Origin of the sequence: Sutterella sp. KLE1602 (assembly GCF_001578585.1) — a bacterium.
Lineage (GTDB): Bacteria > Pseudomonadota > Gammaproteobacteria > Burkholderiales > Burkholderiaceae_F > Sutterella > Sutterella wadsworthensis_A.
In genome coordinates this window covers 1-17,803 of sequence record NZ_KQ968580.1, presented here as the reverse complement: position 1 = coordinate 17,803, position 17,803 = coordinate 1, and the positions used below count along the sequence as shown (strand labels likewise).

General features: G+C 65.4%; 18 protein-coding genes. All 18 read left to right on the top strand.

The window, feature by feature from the left end; genetic code table 11:
* The first annotated feature begins 279 nt into the window (after positions 1-279).
* Positions 280-1,362, top strand: coding sequence for a methyltransferase (locus tag HMPREF3036_RS10830; RefSeq protein ID WP_062334431.1), 1,083 nt, complete (start codon positions 280-282; stop codon positions 1,360-1,362).
* Positions 1,362-2,081 (top strand): beta-ketoacyl synthase chain length factor, encoded by a 720-nt coding sequence (locus HMPREF3036_RS10825; protein ID WP_062334428.1) that lies wholly within the window; start codon positions 1,362-1,364, stop codon positions 2,079-2,081. Before HMPREF3036_RS10830 ends, HMPREF3036_RS10825 begins: the two co-directional genes overlap by 1 nt.
* Before the next feature lie 11 nt (positions 2,082-2,092).
* Positions 2,093-2,944: a lysophospholipid acyltransferase family protein gene (locus tag HMPREF3036_RS10820; protein ID WP_062334425.1), complete on the top strand. Its 852-nt coding sequence runs from the start codon at positions 2,093-2,095 to the stop codon at positions 2,942-2,944.
* Between the two features lie 62 nt (positions 2,945-3,006).
* On the top strand, positions 3,007-3,273 hold the full coding sequence (locus tag HMPREF3036_RS10815) for a phosphopantetheine-binding protein (protein ID WP_062334422.1): 267 nt from the start codon (positions 3,007-3,009) through the stop codon (positions 3,271-3,273).
* A 3-nt stretch (positions 3,274-3,276) separates the two neighbouring features.
* Positions 3,277-3,552: an acyl carrier protein gene (locus tag HMPREF3036_RS10810; RefSeq protein ID WP_062334419.1), complete on the top strand. Its 276-nt coding sequence runs from the start codon at positions 3,277-3,279 to the stop codon at positions 3,550-3,552.
* Positions 3,553-3,564: 12 nt separating this feature from the next.
* On the top strand, positions 3,565-4,131 hold the full coding sequence (locus HMPREF3036_RS10805) for a COG4648 family protein (protein ID WP_062334415.1): 567 nt from the start codon (positions 3,565-3,567) through the stop codon (positions 4,129-4,131).
* A complete protein-coding gene (locus HMPREF3036_RS10800; RefSeq protein WP_062334412.1) occupies positions 4,124-5,482 on the top strand; it encodes an AMP-binding protein in 1,359 nt (452 codons plus the stop codon). The genes HMPREF3036_RS10805 and HMPREF3036_RS10800 overlap by 8 nt, the downstream gene beginning before the upstream one ends.
* A complete protein-coding gene (locus HMPREF3036_RS10795) occupies positions 5,475-5,846 on the top strand; it encodes an ApeI family dehydratase (RefSeq protein WP_062334409.1) in 372 nt (123 codons plus the stop codon). Before HMPREF3036_RS10800 ends, HMPREF3036_RS10795 begins: the two co-directional genes overlap by 8 nt.
* 11 nt (positions 5,847-5,857) lie before the next feature.
* Entirely contained in the window at positions 5,858-6,610 is a 753-nt protein-coding gene (locus tag HMPREF3036_RS12005) for a glycosyltransferase family 2 protein (RefSeq protein WP_062334406.1), read from the top strand.
* A 9-nt stretch (positions 6,611-6,619) separates the two neighbouring features.
* On the top strand, positions 6,620-7,603 hold the full coding sequence (locus HMPREF3036_RS12000) for an LpxL/LpxP family acyltransferase (RefSeq protein WP_062334404.1): 984 nt from the start codon (positions 6,620-6,622) through the stop codon (positions 7,601-7,603).
* Positions 7,600-8,226 carry a LolA family protein gene (locus HMPREF3036_RS10780; protein WP_062334401.1) on the top strand — a complete coding sequence of 209 codons (627 nt, stop codon included), beginning with the start codon at positions 7,600-7,602 and terminating at the stop codon, positions 8,224-8,226. Before HMPREF3036_RS12000 ends, HMPREF3036_RS10780 begins: the two co-directional genes overlap by 4 nt.
* Positions 8,227-8,432: 206 nt before the next feature.
* On the top strand, positions 8,433-11,027 hold the full coding sequence (locus HMPREF3036_RS10775) for a cation:proton antiporter (RefSeq protein WP_062334398.1): 2,595 nt from the start codon (positions 8,433-8,435) through the stop codon (positions 11,025-11,027).
* Positions 11,028-11,037: 10 nt separating this feature from the next.
* Positions 11,038-13,401 (top strand): MMPL family transporter, encoded by a 2,364-nt coding sequence (locus HMPREF3036_RS12175; RefSeq protein ID WP_062334395.1) that lies wholly within the window; start codon positions 11,038-11,040, stop codon positions 13,399-13,401.
* Complete coding sequence (locus HMPREF3036_RS12170) at positions 13,398-14,030, top strand: DUF3261 domain-containing protein (protein ID WP_062334393.1); 633 nt, start codon at positions 13,398-13,400, stop codon at positions 14,028-14,030. Before HMPREF3036_RS12175 ends, HMPREF3036_RS12170 begins: the two co-directional genes overlap by 4 nt.
* On the top strand, positions 14,027-15,187 hold the full coding sequence (locus tag HMPREF3036_RS10760; RefSeq protein ID WP_062334390.1) for a beta-ketoacyl synthase N-terminal-like domain-containing protein: 1,161 nt from the start codon (positions 14,027-14,029) through the stop codon (positions 15,185-15,187). The genes HMPREF3036_RS12170 and HMPREF3036_RS10760 overlap by 4 nt, the downstream gene beginning before the upstream one ends.
* Before the next feature lie 13 nt (positions 15,188-15,200).
* A complete protein-coding gene (locus tag HMPREF3036_RS10755; RefSeq protein ID WP_062334389.1) occupies positions 15,201-15,692 on the top strand; it encodes a hotdog family protein in 492 nt (163 codons plus the stop codon).
* 45 nt (positions 15,693-15,737) lie between these two features.
* Positions 15,738-16,478 (top strand): 3-ketoacyl-ACP reductase FabG2, encoded by a 741-nt coding sequence (locus tag HMPREF3036_RS10750; protein ID WP_062334387.1) that lies wholly within the window; start codon positions 15,738-15,740, stop codon positions 16,476-16,478.
* Positions 16,478-17,701 (top strand): beta-ketoacyl-ACP synthase, encoded by a 1,224-nt coding sequence (locus HMPREF3036_RS10745; protein WP_369818391.1) that lies wholly within the window; start codon positions 16,478-16,480, stop codon positions 17,699-17,701. Before HMPREF3036_RS10750 ends, HMPREF3036_RS10745 begins: the two co-directional genes overlap by 1 nt.
* Positions 17,702-17,803 lie beyond the last annotated feature (102 nt).

Genomic DNA, 17,803 nt, shown 5'->3' with positions numbered 1-17,803 from the left:
TGGGAATGTACAGGCACCGTGGGATGTACATCCTGGTTCCACGCACTGCGGCCTGCAATTAAAAGCTCTGAGAGGTCGGAGCGGTGTTGCAGGTACCAGACCCCCTCCAACATTGGCGAAGGATGTCAACCGGCCTTCGGGCCGTGTCAGCGGAACCTGCGGGTATCCGCCAAACGCTTCTCGAAAAGAGAAGCACCTATTTAACCGAACTTAGAAAGGAGGACGGCGCTTCCTCCCCTGTCTGAAGACAGAGGTTCCCGCGCCGAATTTCGAATTTCTATGAAAGAGTCCATCAAAAAGACCCGTCGCACGCCGGCCCTTGAAGCCCTCAACGAGGCCCATCGTCTTGCCGTCTCTCCCTTCGTCTTCCAGGCGCTCTGCGCCATGACGGACCTTGGAATGATGAGGGCGCTCGACGAGGCTGGCTCAGAAGGCCTCACGCTTGAGGCGCTCTGTGAAAAGTCGCCCTGCAGCGACTACGCCGCCAGGTCGCTCCTTGAGGTCGCCGTGCGATTCGGCGTGGCGCAGCGGTCGGATGAAGGCCGGTTCTCGCTCACGAACACGGGCATCTTCTTCGTCAACGACCTGCACGTGGGCATCAACTTCCGCTTCACGCGCGACGTCTGCTACGAGGGCCTCGGAGGCCTCACCGACTCCTTCAGGGAGTCCCGTCCCGCAGGCCTCAAGGTCTTCGGCGACTGGCCGACGATCTATCCCGGCATCCAGAAGCTGCCGGGCCGCGCGAAGGAGAGCTGGTTCGAATTCGACCACCATTATTCCGACGAGGCCTATCCCAAGGCGCTGCCGCTCGTCTTCACCGACGGGATCGACTCGATCACGGACGTCGGCGGCAACACCGGCAAGTGGGCCCGCTCCTGCTGCGCCTGGCGCAGTGACATCCGCGTGGCCGTCATCGACCTGCCCGAGCAGTGCGAGACCGTCGATCGCGTGATGGCCGAAGAAGGCCTCGCCTCCCGCGTCACCACGCATCCGATGAACGTCCTCTCCGACCAGCCGTTCCCGAAGACGGGCACGAAGGCCTGGTGGATGAGCCAGTTCCTCGACTGCTTCTCCCCGTCGCAGATCGTCTCCATTCTGAAGAAGGCGCATGCCGCGATGGAGGACGATGCGGTCCTCTATATTCTTGAGCCGCTCATCGGCCGTCAGCCGTTCCCCGTGGCCGACGCCTGCCTTGCGGCGATGTCGCTCTACTTCACGGCGCTCGCCAACGGCACGAGCCGCTTCTATCCCTACGACGAGTTCGAGGTGTTCGTCGAGGCCGCGGGCTTCGAGATCGAACGCGTCCACGACGGCCTCGGCATGGAGCACACGCTCCTCGTCTGCCGCAAGAAGAAGGCCTGATGATGACGGACTTCGACATTGCCTCCCACGTGGTGCTCGCGCAGGGGCTCTCCTCCGGCGAGGACCTCCGCGCATGGGCGCAGGCTGCGCTCCCCGGCATGCCCGAGGGGCTTCCCGACGCGCCGCTCGCCTTCACGAAGCGGCTTCCGATGATGAAGGCGCGCCGCATGAGTCCGGGCGCAAGGCTTGCCTGCGAGGCAGCCCTTGCACTTGAGGGCGCGGGCGAGGCGAAGGCCTGGATCTTCTCGAGCCGCCACGGCGAGACCGTGAGGGGCGTGAAGATCCTCGACGCGATTTCGGCGGGCGAGCCGCCGTCGCCCACGGACTTCATGATGTCGGTCCACAACGCCGCCGCAGGCATGTTCACGATCGAGGGACGGGTGCACGCGCCCGCCTCGAGCGTCGCCGCAGGCGCCGAAAGCTTTCACATGGCGCTCGTCGAGGCGGCGGGCATGCTCGCAGACGGCATGGACTGCGTGGCCGTCGTTGACTTCGACGACTGTCAGCCCGGGGCGCTTCTTGATGCGTTCGAGTCGCGCCCCTGCGATGCGCTCTACGCCACCGCCTGGCTCCTGAAGAAAGGCGCGGGCGTCACGATGACGCCGCGTTCCCTGAAGCAGGCCGAGCCCGTGCTTCCCGCTTCTCTCCAGCTCGCCGCAGGCCTTGCGTCTGAAAGGTCCGCGTTCGTCACGTCGGGCGCCGCCACCCGCTTCGAGTAGGAGCGTGCGTGATGGAGGCCGCCGTGACGCAGGAAAAGGCCGAACGCACCGAAGGCAGGCTCGCCTTCGAGTGGCGCCGTCTCAAGACGGGGCTCTGCTGGGTGATCTTCGGACTCGGGGGCCTGGGCCTCTCGATGACGTACTTTCCCTATCTGAGGCTCACGGTCGGAGATCCCGTGGCGCGCCGCCTCAAGGCCCGCGCGATGATCGCGAGGAGCTTCGACTTCTTTGCGCGCACGATGAACCGGCTTGCCGTCATGACGGTTGAGCGCGAGTCCCTCGCACAGATGCGCTCCCTCAGGGGAACGATCATCGTCGCCAACCATCCGACGATTCTCGACTACGTCCTCACGGCCTCGATGCTCCCCGAGATGGACTGTCTCGTGAAGGCGTCGCTCAGGCATAATTTCTTCCTCAAGCATGTGATCCGTGCGGCCGACTACATGTCAAACGACGGCTCTCTGGAAACGCTTGAGGAGATCACCCGCAGGCTTGAGGCCGGCGAGAACATCCTGATCTTCCCCGAGGGCACGCGCACGCGCGCGGGCGTCCCGATGAAGTTGAAGCGCGGCGTCGCCCATGCGGCCCTGCGCACGGGATGCAGGCTCGCCGTCGTGCACATCAGGAGCTCCCACGCGTGGCTCAACAAGGACACGCAGTGGTACGAGATTCCCGCCGTTCGCCCGTCGATCCGCCTGACTTTCGAGGGCATGATCGATCCGAAGGACTACCTGAGGGAAGGCGAGGACGGCTACTCACTGGCGAGCCGCAGGCTCACCGAGGCGATGCGCCGCGAACTCCTCAAGGCCGCGGGCCGCGAGGACGAGATCGAAGGAAAGGCGCGCGGCCGCCGGCAGAATTGACGCGCTGCGCAGAAAGCGACGGCGCTTGCGAACCAATCCCTCATTCAACGGATGAAGAACTGATGAACAATCTGGAAAACGAAGTCAAGGCCCTCATCATCGAGGCCCTAAACCTTGAAGACATGACCCCTGAAGACATCGAGACGGACGCTCCGCTCTTTGGCGAAGGCCTTGGTCTGGACTCCGTCGACGCCCTCGAGCTCGGCCTTGCCGTCAAGAAGCGTTTCGGCGTCTCGCTCTCGGGCGAAACGGAGGAGGTGCGCGCACACTTCCGCAGCGTCGCCTCGCTGGCCGCCTTCATCCGCGAAAACCGCACCGAGGAGAAGTAAGAAATGGAGAAGACCTACACCAAGGAAGAACTGTTTGACGAAATCGTCCGCGTGATGGGCGATCTCTTCGAGGTTGACACCGAAGGCGTCACCCGCGAAAGCCGCCTCGTCGAGGACCTCGACCTTGACAGCATCGACGCCGTCGACATGATCGTGCACCTGCAGAACATGATCGGCAAGCGCATCAAGCCCGAGGCCTTCAAGTCCGTGCGCACGGTGGGCGACGTCGTCGACGTCATCTACGACTTCTCGCAGCAGAACGGCGAAGCCGCCAAGTAAGCGGCGCGCCTGATGACGGGCACGATTCTCAATGCGGTCACGGCCGCCGTCATGGCGGTCTGGCCGTTTTTCGTCCTTTACGCCGTGACGAACGGCCTGATGACGCTGCTGCTGGTGGGCACCGCCTGCGTGCTCGGCGTGAGGCTCGCGCTCGCCTTTGCGGGGCGCGGCGAGACCGCCCGCAGCGGCCGCCTTCTTTCGGCTGCGGGCCTCGTGCTCGTGGGCCTGGCGGCCCTTCTCGACGAGGCCGACTGGATGCTCTGGTATCCCGTCCTCGTCAACGCCTCGCTCCTCTCCGTCTTCGGCGCCTCGCTCTTTTCGGGCATGCCCGTCGTCGAGCGTCTGGCGCGCCTCGGCCTGCGCGGCAAGCCCCTGCCGCCCGAAGGCGTCGCCTACACGCGACGCGTGACGGCCGTCTGGTGCGGCTTCTTCGTCGTCAACGGCAGCATCGCCGTCGCAACGATCCTCGCGGACGACCTGACGCTCTGGGCCCTCTGGAACGGGGGCCTGAGCTACGTCGCCATCGGCTGCCTCATGGGCGGCGAATATCTCTACAGGAAGCTTGTCAAGCATGTCTGAAGCCGAGTGTTCTCCCGTCGCAGGCTGGCTCGAAGGCCGGCCAGAGGCGCCCGCCGCAGTCCATGCGGACGGCGCCGTGACGACCCGCGCCGAACTGGCGCGCAGGGTCTCGGTCGCTGCCGCCGCACTCGCAGACATGCCTGCGGGCTCGCGCATCGCCGTTGACGCCGATGCGGCGCACAACTTCGCGGTGCTCCTCTCGGCCGTCCTCTGGAGGGACTGCGTGCCCGTGCTCTTTGCGGGCCGCGGCGCCATGCACGAGACGCTCGCAGACGAATACGACGCCGTCCTCACGACGGAGTCGCATAGGTCGTTCCCGAAGCCCGCTCTCGTCGCGGACTTCGCCGAGAATCCGTGCCCGGCTTCCGAACTCAGGGCGCCCGAGGCGGAAAGGCCGCTCGTACTCTTCACGTCGGGCTCTTCGGGCACGCCCAAGCGCATTGAAAAGACCGTCGGCCTCATGAGCCGCGAGGCCGTGATCACGCAAAGGCTTTTCGGCCGTCATCTCGAGGGCGCCGTGATCGCCGCCACGGTGGATCCGAGGCATCTCTACGGCCTCACCTTCGCCGTCTGGATGGCGATGACGACGGGCACGCCCGTCGCCGACGCCCGCACGGTCTATCAGGAACAGCTTCTCGAATTCGACCGTCCCGTCGCGCTCGTGACGACGCCCACCTTCATGAGGATGCTCGACACGGCGCTCGAACGCCCCCGCATCGCCTTCTGCCTGACGGCCGCGGGCGTGCTCGACGACGAGGCGCTCTCTCGCATGCACGCCTGGACGGGCGTCGCCGTGCACGAAATCTACGGCAGCACCGAAACGGGCGTCGTCGCCTCGAGAAGGCACGACGCGGGACGCATGAATCCCGCCTGGACGCTCATCGACGAGGGCGGACTTGAGGAGACGGAGCAGGGCTGGAGGCTTGCCTCGCCGCTTCTTCCCCAAGGCAGCATCCTGCTCGACGACCGTCTGGAGATGTCCTCCGACAAGGTCTTCAGGCTGCTCGGCCGTCGCGACCGCATCGTCAAGATCGGTGAGATCCGACTCTCGCTCATCGAAATCGAACGCGTGGTGAAGGAAGCTCTGGGGCTTGAGATTCGAGCGCTTTCCGTGAAGCAGGCGGGCCGCACCGTGATCGGCGCCGTCGTCTGCGAGCGCACGTCGCCGGGCTGGCGGGGGCGCTGTCCCAACCGCATCGAGACGACGGCGGCGCTCGCCGGGAGGCTCGATCCGCTCGCTCGTCCGCGCCTCTGGCGCCACGTCGCCGACTGGCCGACGGACGCTCAGGGCAAGGTGGTCGTGCCGATGCTTGCCGAACTCTTCGAACACAAGGAGACAACACATGGCTGACGAACTGAAGGGCGCCCTGGAGGTGCTCTCCCGAACCGAATCCTCGATCGAGGCCCGCCTCGTGCTGAGCGAGGGCATGTCCGTCTTCGACGGGCACTTTCCGTGTCTGGCCATTCTGCCCGGCGTCGTGCAGCTCAACCTCGTCGAGACGCTGGCAGCCGAATGGGCCGGGAGGCCCCTGCGCATCGCCTCCATTCCCCAGATGAAGTTCACGGTGCCCCTGCGTCCGGGTGACGCGCTCCTCGTGAAGCTTGCCTTCAAGCCCGCCGAGGACGGTCTCGGCGCGTCGTTCTCCCTTGAAAAGGAGAAGGACGGCGAGGCCGTGCCCGCAAGCCGCGGACGCATTGCGTTCATTTTCAGGTGACGGACGGCGTCATGTCAGACTTTCGTCCCGTCGTCATCATTCCGAGCCGCAACCACGGGCTCACCCTCGGGGGCGTGCTTGAGGGCCTTGCGCCCTTGAAGCTTCCCGTCATCGTCGTCGACGACGCAAGTGATGCCGAGAGTGCGCGCGAGCTTGACAGGCTTGCCGCCCTGCATCCCGAGATGACGCTTCTGCGCCACGAGGTTAACCGAGGCAAGGGCGGGGCGTTTCTGACGGGGCTCGAACATGCGGTCTCCGAGGGCTATACGCATGCGCTTCAGGTCGACTCCGACGGCCAGCACGACCTCGCGGACGCCCCCGCGCTCCTCGAGTCCGCCCGCAGGCATCCCGGCGTCCTCTGGTCGGCGCGTCCCGAATACGACGAGTCCGTTCCGAAGAAGCGCCTGATCGGCCGCTACGTCACGCACGTCTGGGTCTGGATCGAAACGCTCAGCTTCGAGATCGTCGACAGCATGTGCGGCTACCGCGTCTATCCCGTCGCCGACACGCTTGCCGTGATAAAAAGCCGTCCCGTGGGCCTTTTCATGGACTTCGATACCGAAATCATGGTCCGCCTCTACTGGCGGGGCCTGCCCGTGCGCTTCATCCGCAGCCGCGTGATCTATCCCGAGGGCGGCAGGTCCAACTTCCGCATGTGGGAGGACAACGTGCGCATCTCGAAGATGCACGCGCGCCTCTTCATCGAAAGCCCGCTCTGGTGGCCCGCCCGCATCCGCAGGCTTTTCCGCCGCGAACCCGTCTGAGGAGAAGAGATGACCGAAGCCGAATCGAAGGAAGGCAGGGAAGGCGGGGAGCATTGGAGCACCACGCCCGAACGTCGCGGCATGTGGGGGCTCAGGCTGCTGTGGCTTCTCTACAGGATCGGGGGCAGGCCTCTCTTTGCGCTCATCGGAACTCCCGTTGCTTTCATCTTCAGGCTCACGGGGACGCGTGCCCGTGAGGCGAGCGACCGTTTTCTCGAGCGCGTCGCCGAGCGCAGGGAGGCGCTCGGTCTTGTGCTTCGCCCCGTCTCGGGGCACGCCCACTTCAGAGCCTTCGCCACGAGCATGCTCGACCGTCTTGCCGCATGGGCGGGCGGCCTGAAGCTCGCGCGCGACGTCGACTTCGCCGACGAGGAAAGCCGCAGGCTTCTCTGCGAGCCCACGCCCGACGGCAGGGGCAGGCTCGTGCTCGTCTCGCATCTGGGCGTAGCCGAGGCGACTCGTGCGCTCGCCCAGCACGACAGGGCCGTGCCCGTCTGGGCGCTGATATTCGACCGTCATGCGCCGAGGTTCAAGGCGATGCTCGAGGCCGTTGCCCCCGATGCCTCGCGCCACGTGATCGCCGTCGACCGTCTCGGCGTCGAGACCGCCTCGATGCTCCAGGATGCCATCGAGCGCGGCGAATGGGTCGCAATCGCGGCCGACCGCACGCCCAACGATGCGCTCACGCGCGGCGACCGGTCCGTCACGGCGGACTTTCTCGGCCGTGAGGCGCCGTTTCCCGCCGGTCCCTTCATCCTCGCGTCGCTCCTGAAGTGCGGCGTGGTCACGCTCTTTGCCGTGAGGGAAGGGAACCGCATTCTCATCAAGTGCGAGCCTTTTGCGGATGAGGTGAAGCTCCCGAGGCGCGGCCGCGAGGCCGAACTTTCGCGCCTGGCCTCTCTCTGGGCGCAGAGGCTTGAGGCCGAGGCGCTCGAGCATCCCGCCCAATGGTTCAACTTCTACGACTTCTGGCATGAGGAGGATCGCAGGTGATCCGCTTTATCAAGAAATTCGCCGTCTTCTTCATTGCGGCACTGGTCCTCACCTTCATCTGGTTCAAGACCGCAGGCGCCGCTGAGACGCAGGACGCCGCAAGGCTTGAGGCGCTCGCGAAGCGTCTCAACGACTTCACTTCGCTTGAGGCCGACTTCACGCAGAAGCGCACCCTAGGCGCCGCGGGCCGCACGCTCACGAGCACGGGCACGCTGTCGCTCACGGGTGACGGAGCCTTCTCCTGGGTCCAGAAGACGCCTTTCGTACAGACGGTCTCGCTCAAAGACGGCGTCTTCACGATCCGCTACGAGGACGAGGCGCCCGAAGTGATGAAGGCCGAAACCCATCCCGCCGTTCTTTCCGCCGCACGTCTTCTCACGTCCGTGATGAGGCTCGACGCGGCCGCGCTGCGGGACGCCTTCGACTTCACGCTCGTGGGCGGCGAAAAGCCCGCCGACGCTTGGACGATCACGCTCAGGGCCCGCGACGAGGCTCTCGGTCGCATTCTCGGCACCGTGACGCTGAAGGGCTCGGAATACGTTGAGTCGATCAGAATGTCTCCTTCTAACGACAACGTGACCGACATGATTCTCTCCAACGTGAGGATCGTGAAAGGGGCCTGAATTCGATATCGTCGAAGCGACGAGGCTTTTCAAGCTTCAAGCTTTCGAACCTGCTGAGTCGCTTCGGGACGACGCTGAGGCGGAGTGCCCGTTGGAAGAGTAGACTTAAACGCTTTCCCTCCGTGCAAAGTGCCCGCCCCGCGCAGCGGAACGGAACGGAGAGGAGAGGAACGGACCAGACTGGACAGACCAGAGGAGAAGCGGCCTTGACCGATCAGTTTTCCATCATCACCACGCTCGTGACGGGCTTCGGGCTTGCGCTTGTTTTCGGGTGGCTTGCAGAGCGCTTCCTGAAGACCCCCACGCTTGTGGGCTACATCATCGCGGGCGTGTCCGTGGGCCTCTTCCCGCTCCTTCCCAACGTCGACCGCGTCGTCACGGAGCAGTTCGCCGAAATCGGCGTGATGCTCCTGATGTTCGGCGTGGGCCTGCATTTCTCGGTCGCCGACCTCGTGAAGGTCAAGGGCGTGGCCGTCACGGGCGCGATGCTGCAGATGGCCGCATCGGGCGCCGCCGGCACGGCCGTCGCGCTCCTTGCCTGGGACTGGGCGCTTCCCAATGCGATCGTCTTCGGCATGACGCTCTCCTGTGCATCGACCGTCGTCGTGATGAAGGCCCTTGAGCTTCACAAGCTTTCCGTCACGCCGAGCGGCCAGGTCGCCATCGGCTGGCTCGTCGTGCAGGACCTCGTCACCGTCTTCATCATGGTGTGCCTGCCGCTCGTCGCGCAGGTGACGCAGGGCGAGGGGCCCGTTGATCCGAGGCTCATCGTCATCTCGCTCTCCAAGACGCTGCTCGGCGTCGCGGTGTTCGTGGCCGGCATGCTCATCGTCGGCAAGCGTCTCTTCCCGTGGATTCTCCAGCGCGTGGCGCTCTCGGGTTCCCGCGAGCTCTTCACGCTCTGCGTGCTTGCGATCGCCATCGGGATCGCCTACGGCGCGGGTGCGATCTTCAACGTGAGCTACGCTCTGGGCGCCTTCTTCGCTGGCATGGTGATGCGCGAGTCTAGCTTTGCGCACCGTGCGGCCCGCAACTGCCTGCCGTTGCAGGACGCGTTTTCGGTGCTGTTCTTCATCTCCGTGGGCCTCATGCTCGACCCGTACGTCTTCGTGAACGAACCCTGGGCCGTGATCGCCGTGATGCTCATCATCATGTGCATCACGAGCAGCGTGACGGCCGCGCTCGTGCTGCTTCTGGGCTGGCCGCTCGACACGGCCCTCGTCATGGGCGCCTGCGTCTCGCAGCTCGGTGAATTCTCCTTCATTCTCTGCGGCCAGGGCATTGCGCTCGGGATCGCGACGCCGGGCACGATGAGCATCGTCGTGGCAGCCTCGATTCTGACGATCGCGCTCAATCCGCTGATGTTCACTGCCATCCCGCACGTGAGGAAGCTCCTCGTCTCCCGCCGTCCGTTCTTTGCGCGCATGGCCGAACGCGTCTCGCCGCTCGCCTCCGTCGAGCCCAAGACCATCAAGGGGCACGTGCTCATCGCGGGCGTCAACGAGGTCGTACTCGCGCTCCTGCCGAGGCTCGAGGCCCGCGGCATCGACTTCACCTGCTTCGTGATGAGCGACACGACCGCCGCGGTCGTCGACTCCTACAAGCATGGTTCGGCCATCGTCGGCAATCCGTCCGACCCCGCGCTCCTCGTCCAGGGCCATCTCGTCGATGCCGAGGTCCTCGTGCTGCCGTCCTCCGACATGGTCCTCAACAAGACCGTCTTTGCGGCCGCGCGCGAACTCAAGCATGACTGCCGCATCATCGTGCGCGTCGCCAGCCCCGAAAACCTCAGGGCTGTGCCGTCCGACGAACACACCCGCATCCTCAACGACACCCAGATCGCCTCCGAAAGCCTCGGTGAGGCCGTGGCCGACGTCTTCGGCATCGGCGCTCAGGTTCGCCACGAAAAGGCGGTCGCACGAGGCGAGGCGACGAACGACATCGACGAGGACGAAGGCGCCGCCATCATCGCGCAGGCCCGCGCCGAAGCCGCCGCGAGCGCCGCCCGGCATGCGGCCCGAAACACCTCCCGCCGTTCGATCTTCGACGGCATCAGGGAGAAGATGGCGAAGCGCCGCGAGGAAAAGGCGAGGGCGAAGGCCGCCGTCAAGGCCGCCCAGGCCACTCAGGCTGCCGAGGGTGGTGAAGCCGCAGACGCCGCGTTCGATGCGTCCGCCGTTCCCGAGGCTCAAAAGCCCTCCTTCTTCTCCGGCATGAAGGACAAGATCGTCGGCCTTCGCGTCAAGCAGAGGATTGCGGATCTCAAGGTGAAGGAAAAGATCGCGGACCTCAACGTCAAGGAGAAGCTCGACAACCTCAACGTCAAGGAGAGGATCGAGAACCTCGACGTCAAGGGCAGGATTGAAAGGCTCGACGTCAAGGGCCGCATCGAAAATCTCAACCTCAAGGACAAGATGGACAAGATCAAGGGCGTTGACTACAAGAAGTGGATGCCGTCCTTCGGCAAGTCCGCCGCTGCCGGAGCCGCAGGCGCCGCTGCCGCTGAAGCCGCTCAAACTGCAGAAGCTGCTGAAAAGGCTGAGACTGCCGAGGCCGCTCAGCCCGTTCAGGCCGAATCCGCCGCGCCCGCTGCAGCGCCTGTCGACATACAGCCCGAAGTCGTACAGCCCGAGAGCGCCGTCGAAGAGGAACGCACCACCGAAGTTCAGGCAGCCGTCGTGAGCGAACCTTCCGTGAAGGACGTTCCTGCGTCCGATGCACCGGCTGATGCACCTGCCGAGGCGGCGTCCGAAGAGGCGAAGCCCGCGGTCACGGACGACGTGAAGAAAACCGAACAATAACCAGAGGATCATGAGCAGGAGGACGCGGTTCATCGACAGGCTCACGCAACCCGCAGGCACCTTGCCTGCGCTGGTTTGGGCCGCGTGCATCCTTCTCATTCTTGCGCTCACCGTCATCGGCTTTCCGAAGGGCGCCCTTTCGACCGACATTCTTGATCTGCTGCCGTCCTCTTCCGCCGACGTAAGGACGGGAGAACTTGCTCAGGCCGCCACGCGCGGCATCGCCGACCGCGTGATCTGGGCCGTCCGCGAGGACGCATCGAACCCCGGCGCCGCGGACGAATTCGTCCGAAGCCTCTGGGAGCGCGAGCTCGTCACGTCGCTTTCGGGCCGCATGGACGAAGCGGACCGCAGGATCTGGCTTGAGGCCATGAGGCGGGACGTCCTCGGACTGCTCGACGAGAAGACCGTCTCGGGACTTCTCGGGGACAAGGCAAAGGGTCACCTGAGGTGGATGCTCGGCCAGCTCTACAGTCCCGTCGCAGGCGTCACCGGCGACGAGTGGCGTGCGGATCCGTGGCTTCTTCTCCGTTCGGTCATGATGTCTCAGGGCAGGGGCATGCCGACGCTCGACGACGGCTGGATCACCGCAAAGGATTCCGACGGGCGCTCCTGGCGCCTGCTGACGGGCCGCGTGCCCGTGTCCGCGCTCTCGGGCGACGGGCTCAAGGCCTGGATCGCCGCCGAGGCCGACATCCGCAGGGCCGTTCTGTCCGAACGTCCCGACGCCGCCATCGCAGGGCAGGGTGTTCTCTACTACAGCCATCACGCGGCCTCTCAGGCCGAGGGCGACATGAAGCGTCTCGGTTCGCTCTCCTGCGTCCTCCTCGCCGTCTTCATCTTCGTCGCCTTCCGAAGCTTCAGGCCCGTCCTCCTCTGCCTGCTTTCCGTCTCGGCGGGCGCGCTCTGCGGCACGGCCGCCACGCTGGCGGTCTTCGGGTCGCTCCATGCCGTCACGCTCGTCATGTGCCTGAGCCTCATCGGCATCTCGGCCGACTACACGACCTACTATCTGATGCGCCGCCGCTGGGCGGGCGGGATCGAAACGCCCGCAGGCACGCTTGTGCACCTGAGGCCCTCGCTCCTGCACGCGCTCCTCACCACGGTCACGGCCTATGCGCTCATGCTCGCCGCGCCTTTCCCCGGCCTCAGGCAGCTCGCGCTCTTTGCGGTCTGCGGACTCGCGGGCGCCTGGCTCACGGTCGTCGCCTGGTTCCCGTTCCTCGTCAAAGGCTTCCCCGTCCGTCCTCTGCCCGCCCGAAGCCTGCTTTCGGCCTACGCGGACGCATGGACGCAAGGGCGCCTCTGGACGAAGGCCTTCCTCGTCCTCTTTGCCTGCGTATCGGTCTTTGGCGTCGCGCGCCTTAGCGTCAACGACGACCTCTCGGCCCTGCAGACGCCGCCCGTCAGACTTGCCGCAGAAGAGAAGGTGATCTCCTCGCTTCTCGGCATCGGCTTTTCCCAGACGTGGTTCGCCGCCACGGGCAAAACCCCCGACGAGGCGGTGCAAACGCTTGAGCTCTTGCGACCGAAGCTTCATGAACTGGAAAAAGAGGGCTTTATTTCGCGTCCCGTGATGGTGCCCCTCAGAAGCCTTGACGTGCAGGAAAAGGCCCTTGCCGCGATGAAGGCTGCTGAGCCCTCGATGACGGCAAAGCTCGCGCCGCCCTGTGAGGGATCCGGCTGCACGCCCTACGGGACCGTGAAGCTTGCGTCATGGCTGGCGGGCCCGTTGGGCGACAACTACCGCTCGCTCGTTGCCCGCACGTCCGAGGGCGTCGTGATCCTCGTGCCCGTGACGCTCTCGGCCGGAAAGAATGCGGCCGAGGCTGCCGCTGCAGCTGCGGCCGGGATCGACGGCGTTTACTGGCTCAACCGCCGCGCCGACTTCGGGGAACTCTTTTCGGCCTTCCGCCTCGGCCTCACGGGGCTCATCGCCGCAGGACTCGCCGTGCTCGGACTCATGCTCGTGAAGCTCTTTGGCGCAAGGCTCGGGCTCGTCGCGTCGCTGCCCGTCGCGGGCGGCCTGCTTGCGGGCCTTGCCGCTGCGGGCATCACGGGCACGCCCGTCAATCTCTTCAGTCTCTTCGCGCTCATCCTCGTCATGGGGATCGGCGTCGACTACACGATCTTCTTTCATTCGGAGGAAGGCGCGGGATCCGCGGACGAGCCGCGGGACCACGTCCTTCATGCGATGGCGGTTGCGCTTGGAAGCACGCTTCTTTCGCTCGGCATTCTGGTGCTGAGCGAGACGCCGGCCGTGCGAAGCTTCGGCCTGGTGCTTTCGGCGGGCGTTCTTTTCGCCTTCCTGCTTGCGCCCGCCACGCGCCTCATCACAAGACGGAACACATACAGGGAGGAGCGTCCACGATGACGTCCGCTTCTTTCAGGGGCCTTGCGGCGCTGGCCGCCGCGCTCATGCTCACGGGCTGCGCCACGGAGCCCGAGTCGCCTGAACTCTTCTTCTGGGTCAAGCCCGGCGTGCGCGCCGCGCTGCCCGACAGTCCCTGCGGCGCCGACATGACCGAAAACGCCATTCTCACGGCGGTCCGCGACGGGCGCACCGAGCGCCTTCTCACGGTCAGGGCCTGCCGCGGCGGCCTGATGTCGCTCGACGTGATGACCCTCACGGGCATGGCCCTCATGAGCGTCACCTACGACGGCACCATGCTCGTGTCGACGAACTACGTGCCGCTCCCCAAGGAGCTTCGCGCAGAGCAGATCGTCGCCGACATTCTGATGGGCACGCTCCCCGCCGAAGCGTGGACGACGCTTCCTTCGGGTTATCATCTCAGGATTGAGGAAAAATCGAGAACGCTCGTCGACGGCGACGGCGCCGAAATCGAGCGCTTCACGTATGCCGACGGGCCCCGCGGCCCCAGGCTCGCGAGCCTCAGGCACGAGGCCTTCGGGTATTCGATCGCCTTTCGCTATCTCGAGGATCCCGCCGTTCCCGATTCCACCGCCGACAAGCCCGGCCCCGACGAGGAGAAAGCCCAGTGACGGTTTATGTTGAAGCCCTGTCGCTCGTCAACGCACTCGGCGAAGACGACGCCATTCTTGCCAATCTGGCCGAAGGCCGCGCGCCCGGCATGGAGGGACCCCTCGTGCGCACCGTCGACGGGTTCGAGGCTCCGTTCGGCCGCGTGACGATCGATCTTCCCGACACGAATCCGCCGTCCTCGCGCAACAACAGGCTCCTCAGGGCCTGCTGGAACCTCCGGAAGACCGAGTTCGAAAGCCGCCTCAAGGACTTTGAGGACGAGCGCATCGCCGTCGTACTCGGCACGAGCACCTCGGGCTCCCAGGAATTTTCCGACTGGTGGAAGGCACGAAAGTTCGGCTCGGAAATGCCGCCTTTTGCAGGCGAATGGCAGGAAATGGGCGCTCCTTCGCGCGATTTCGCATCATTTGTGGGTGCGAAGGGCCCCGCCTACACGATCGCGACGGCCTGCACGAGCTCGGCCCGCGCCATCATCAGCGCAGCCCGCCTTCTTGAGGCGGGGCTGGCCGACGCCGTCATTGCGGGCGGAGCCGACACCTTCGCCGACATGCCCCTGAACGGCTTTCACGCCCTGGGCGTGCTCGCGGGCGAGCGCACGCGTCCCCTGACGGACCATCGTCCCGGCATCACGATCGGCGAGGGCGCAGGCCTGATGCTTCTCACCCGCCGTCCCTCGGCCGTGAAGCTTTCGGGCTGGGGCGAGAGTTCCGACGGCCACCACATGTCGAGCCCCGAACCCGAGGGCAGGGGCGCCGAGGCGGCCGTGCGCGGCGCGCTCTCGCGTGCGGGCCTCACGCCCGACGACATCGTCTACGTGAATCTTCACGGCACTGGCACGGGGCAGAACGACGCCTCCGAGCTTGCCGCCATGAACCGCGTCTTCGGCGGGCGCACCGCCATGTCGTCCACCAAGACCTATACGGGCCATACGCTCGGCGCCGCAGGCGTCACCGACGCGGGGCTGCTCGTGCTCGGACTGATGCACGGGGGCCTGAAGCTCCCCGCCCAGTTCTCCGAAGGCCAGACGCCCGACGAGACGCTTCCGCTCTCGGGCGTGTTGCGCGAACCCGCGCTCATTGCGCCCGGCCCCGTCATGAGCATGAACCTCGCCTTCGGCGGCAGCAACACGGCCCTCATCTTCGAACCGACTTCCTGAACGGCACGAATCCATGTCTGAAACCACCCAAACCGAATTTCTTGATCCGGAAAGCTATCTCCCGCACAGGAAGCCCATGTGCGTCATCACCCGCGTCGTCAGCGTGGGCGAGGCGGATGTCACGACCGAGGCGGATCTGGACCCCGACGGCGTCTTCGCCACCCACTGGCGTCCCGATGGAGAGCTGCCCGAAGCCTTCTTCCTCGAGGTGATGGCCCAGACGATCGGCATCTGGTCGCACGTGCACGACGATCTTACCGTCGTGCACGTGGGCGACAGGAAGGCCGACGCGGGGCTTCTGCTTTCGGTGCGCGGCATCAGGATCGAGCGCTGCGTCAGGAGAGGCGAGGGCACTCTTGTCTGCACTATGTCGAAGATGATGCTCGACGACCGTCTCGCGGTCTTCGAGGGCACGGTCTCGTGCAACGGCGAAGCCGTCGCTTCGGGACGCCTCACCGTCTTCCAGCCGCTTGAGAGCGAAATCGACTCGCTTCTCGCCGTCTGACGGCATAATTCACCCTCATACTGAAAGTCAATTCAAAAACGGATCATGACCGACTACAAGAAAACCGTTCTCATCACAGGCGCCTCGCGCGGCATCGGACGCGCGTGCGCGGTCGAGCTCGCCCGCACGGGGCACACGCTCGTTCTCAACAGCCGAAGGCCGTCCGCCGAGATGGACGAGACCGTCCGCCTCTGCGAAGAGGCGGGTGCAGAGGTCCGCACGCTCTTCTTCGACGTGGGCTCGACTGAGGCCGCCCGCACGGCGATCGAGGCCGACATCGCGGCCAACGGCGCCTACTGGGGCGTCGTCCTCAACGCAGGCGTCACCTGCGACAACGCCTTCCCCGCACTTGAGGAGGAGGACTGGAAGCGCGTGATCGACGTCGACCTCAACGGCTTCTACAACGTCATCCATCCGGTCGTCATGCCGATGGTCAGGGCCCGCAAGGGCGGCCGCATCGTCACGATGTCGTCGGTTTCGGGCGTCACGGGTAACCGCGGCCAGACCAACTACAGCGCCGCCAAGGCGGGTCTCATCGGCGCCTCGAAGGCGCTTGCCGTCGAGCTCGCCAAGCGCCGCATCACGGTCAACTGCGTCGCGCCCGGCCTCATCGACACGGGCATGGTCGACATGAACGAAATCGCCCGCGAGCACGCGATGGCGATGATTCCGATGCAGCGCATCGGCACCCCGGAGGAGGTGGCGGCCGTCGTCGGCTTCCTCATGGACGAGCGTGCGTCCTACATCACGCGCCAAGTCATCAACGTCAACGGAGGCATGATCTGATGCGCAGAGTCGTAGTCACCGGCATGGGCGGCGTCACGTCGCTCGGCCAGAACTGGGAAACGGTCAAGGCGGGTCTTCTCGCCCACAGGAACGCGGTGCGCCGCATGCACGAATGGGACGACATCGAGGGCCTCAACGCCAGGCTCGGCGCGCCCGTCCTCGACTTCACGCTGCCCGAGCACTACACGCGCAAGCGCATCCGCTCGATGGGCCGCGTCTCGCTTCTTTCGACCCGCGCGACCGAACTCGCCCTCGAACAGGCGGGCCTCATCGACGATCCCGTCATCAAGAGCGGCCGCACCGGCATCGCCTACGGCTCCTGCACGGGCAGCACCCGCGCCGTGGCCGACTTCGGCGAGATGATCGTCAACCGCAATACGCGCGGCATCACCGCCACGACCTACGTGCAGATGATGCCGCACACCACGGCCGTCAACACGGGCCTCTTCTTCGGCATCACCGGCCGCGTCATCCCGACGCCGAGCGCCTGCACGTCGGGCTCCCAGGCGATCGGCTACGCCTGGGAGGCCATCCGCCACGGCTATCAGGACGTCATGGTGGCGGGCGGCGCCGAAGAGCTCTGCCCCTCCGAGGTCGCGGTCTTCGACACGCTCTTTGCCGCCAGCACCCGCAACGACGAGCCCGAGCTCACGCCGCGTCCCTTCGACGCCAACCGTGACGGCCTCGTGATCGGCGAAGGCGCCTGCACGCTCGTGCTCGAGGAGTTCGAGCACGCGCGCGCGCGCGGCGCCAGGATCTACGCCGAACTCGTCGGCTTTGCGACGAACTGCGACGCCACCCACATCACGCAGCCCAACAGCAAAACCATGCGCATCTGCATGGAGGAGGCGCTCAGGACCGCAGGCCTCGCGCCCTCCGACATCGGCTATCTGTCCGCCCACGGCACCGCCACCTCGCGCGGCGACTGCGCCGAGTCGAACGCCACGGCGTCGCTATTCGGCAACAGGACGCCCGTCTCATCCCTCAAGAGCTTCTTCGGCCACACGCTCGGCGCCTGCGGTTCGATCGAGGCCTGGCTTGCCATCGAGATGATGCGCGAAGGCTGGTTCAGCCCGACCATCAACCTCACCGACATTGATCCCGAATGCGGCGAACTCGACTACATCACGGGCAAGGAGCGCAGGATCGACACCGAGTTCGTCCAGAGCAACAACTTCGCCTTCGGCGGCATCAACACGTCGCTCATCTTCAAGCGAATGTAAGCCGAAATTCCAACCGAATAACACGTCAGGAGAATTTTTCTCCTGAAATGTTGGAGGATCCTCCTTTATGACCAAGTTCGCCTCCAAAGTTCTCACTGATTG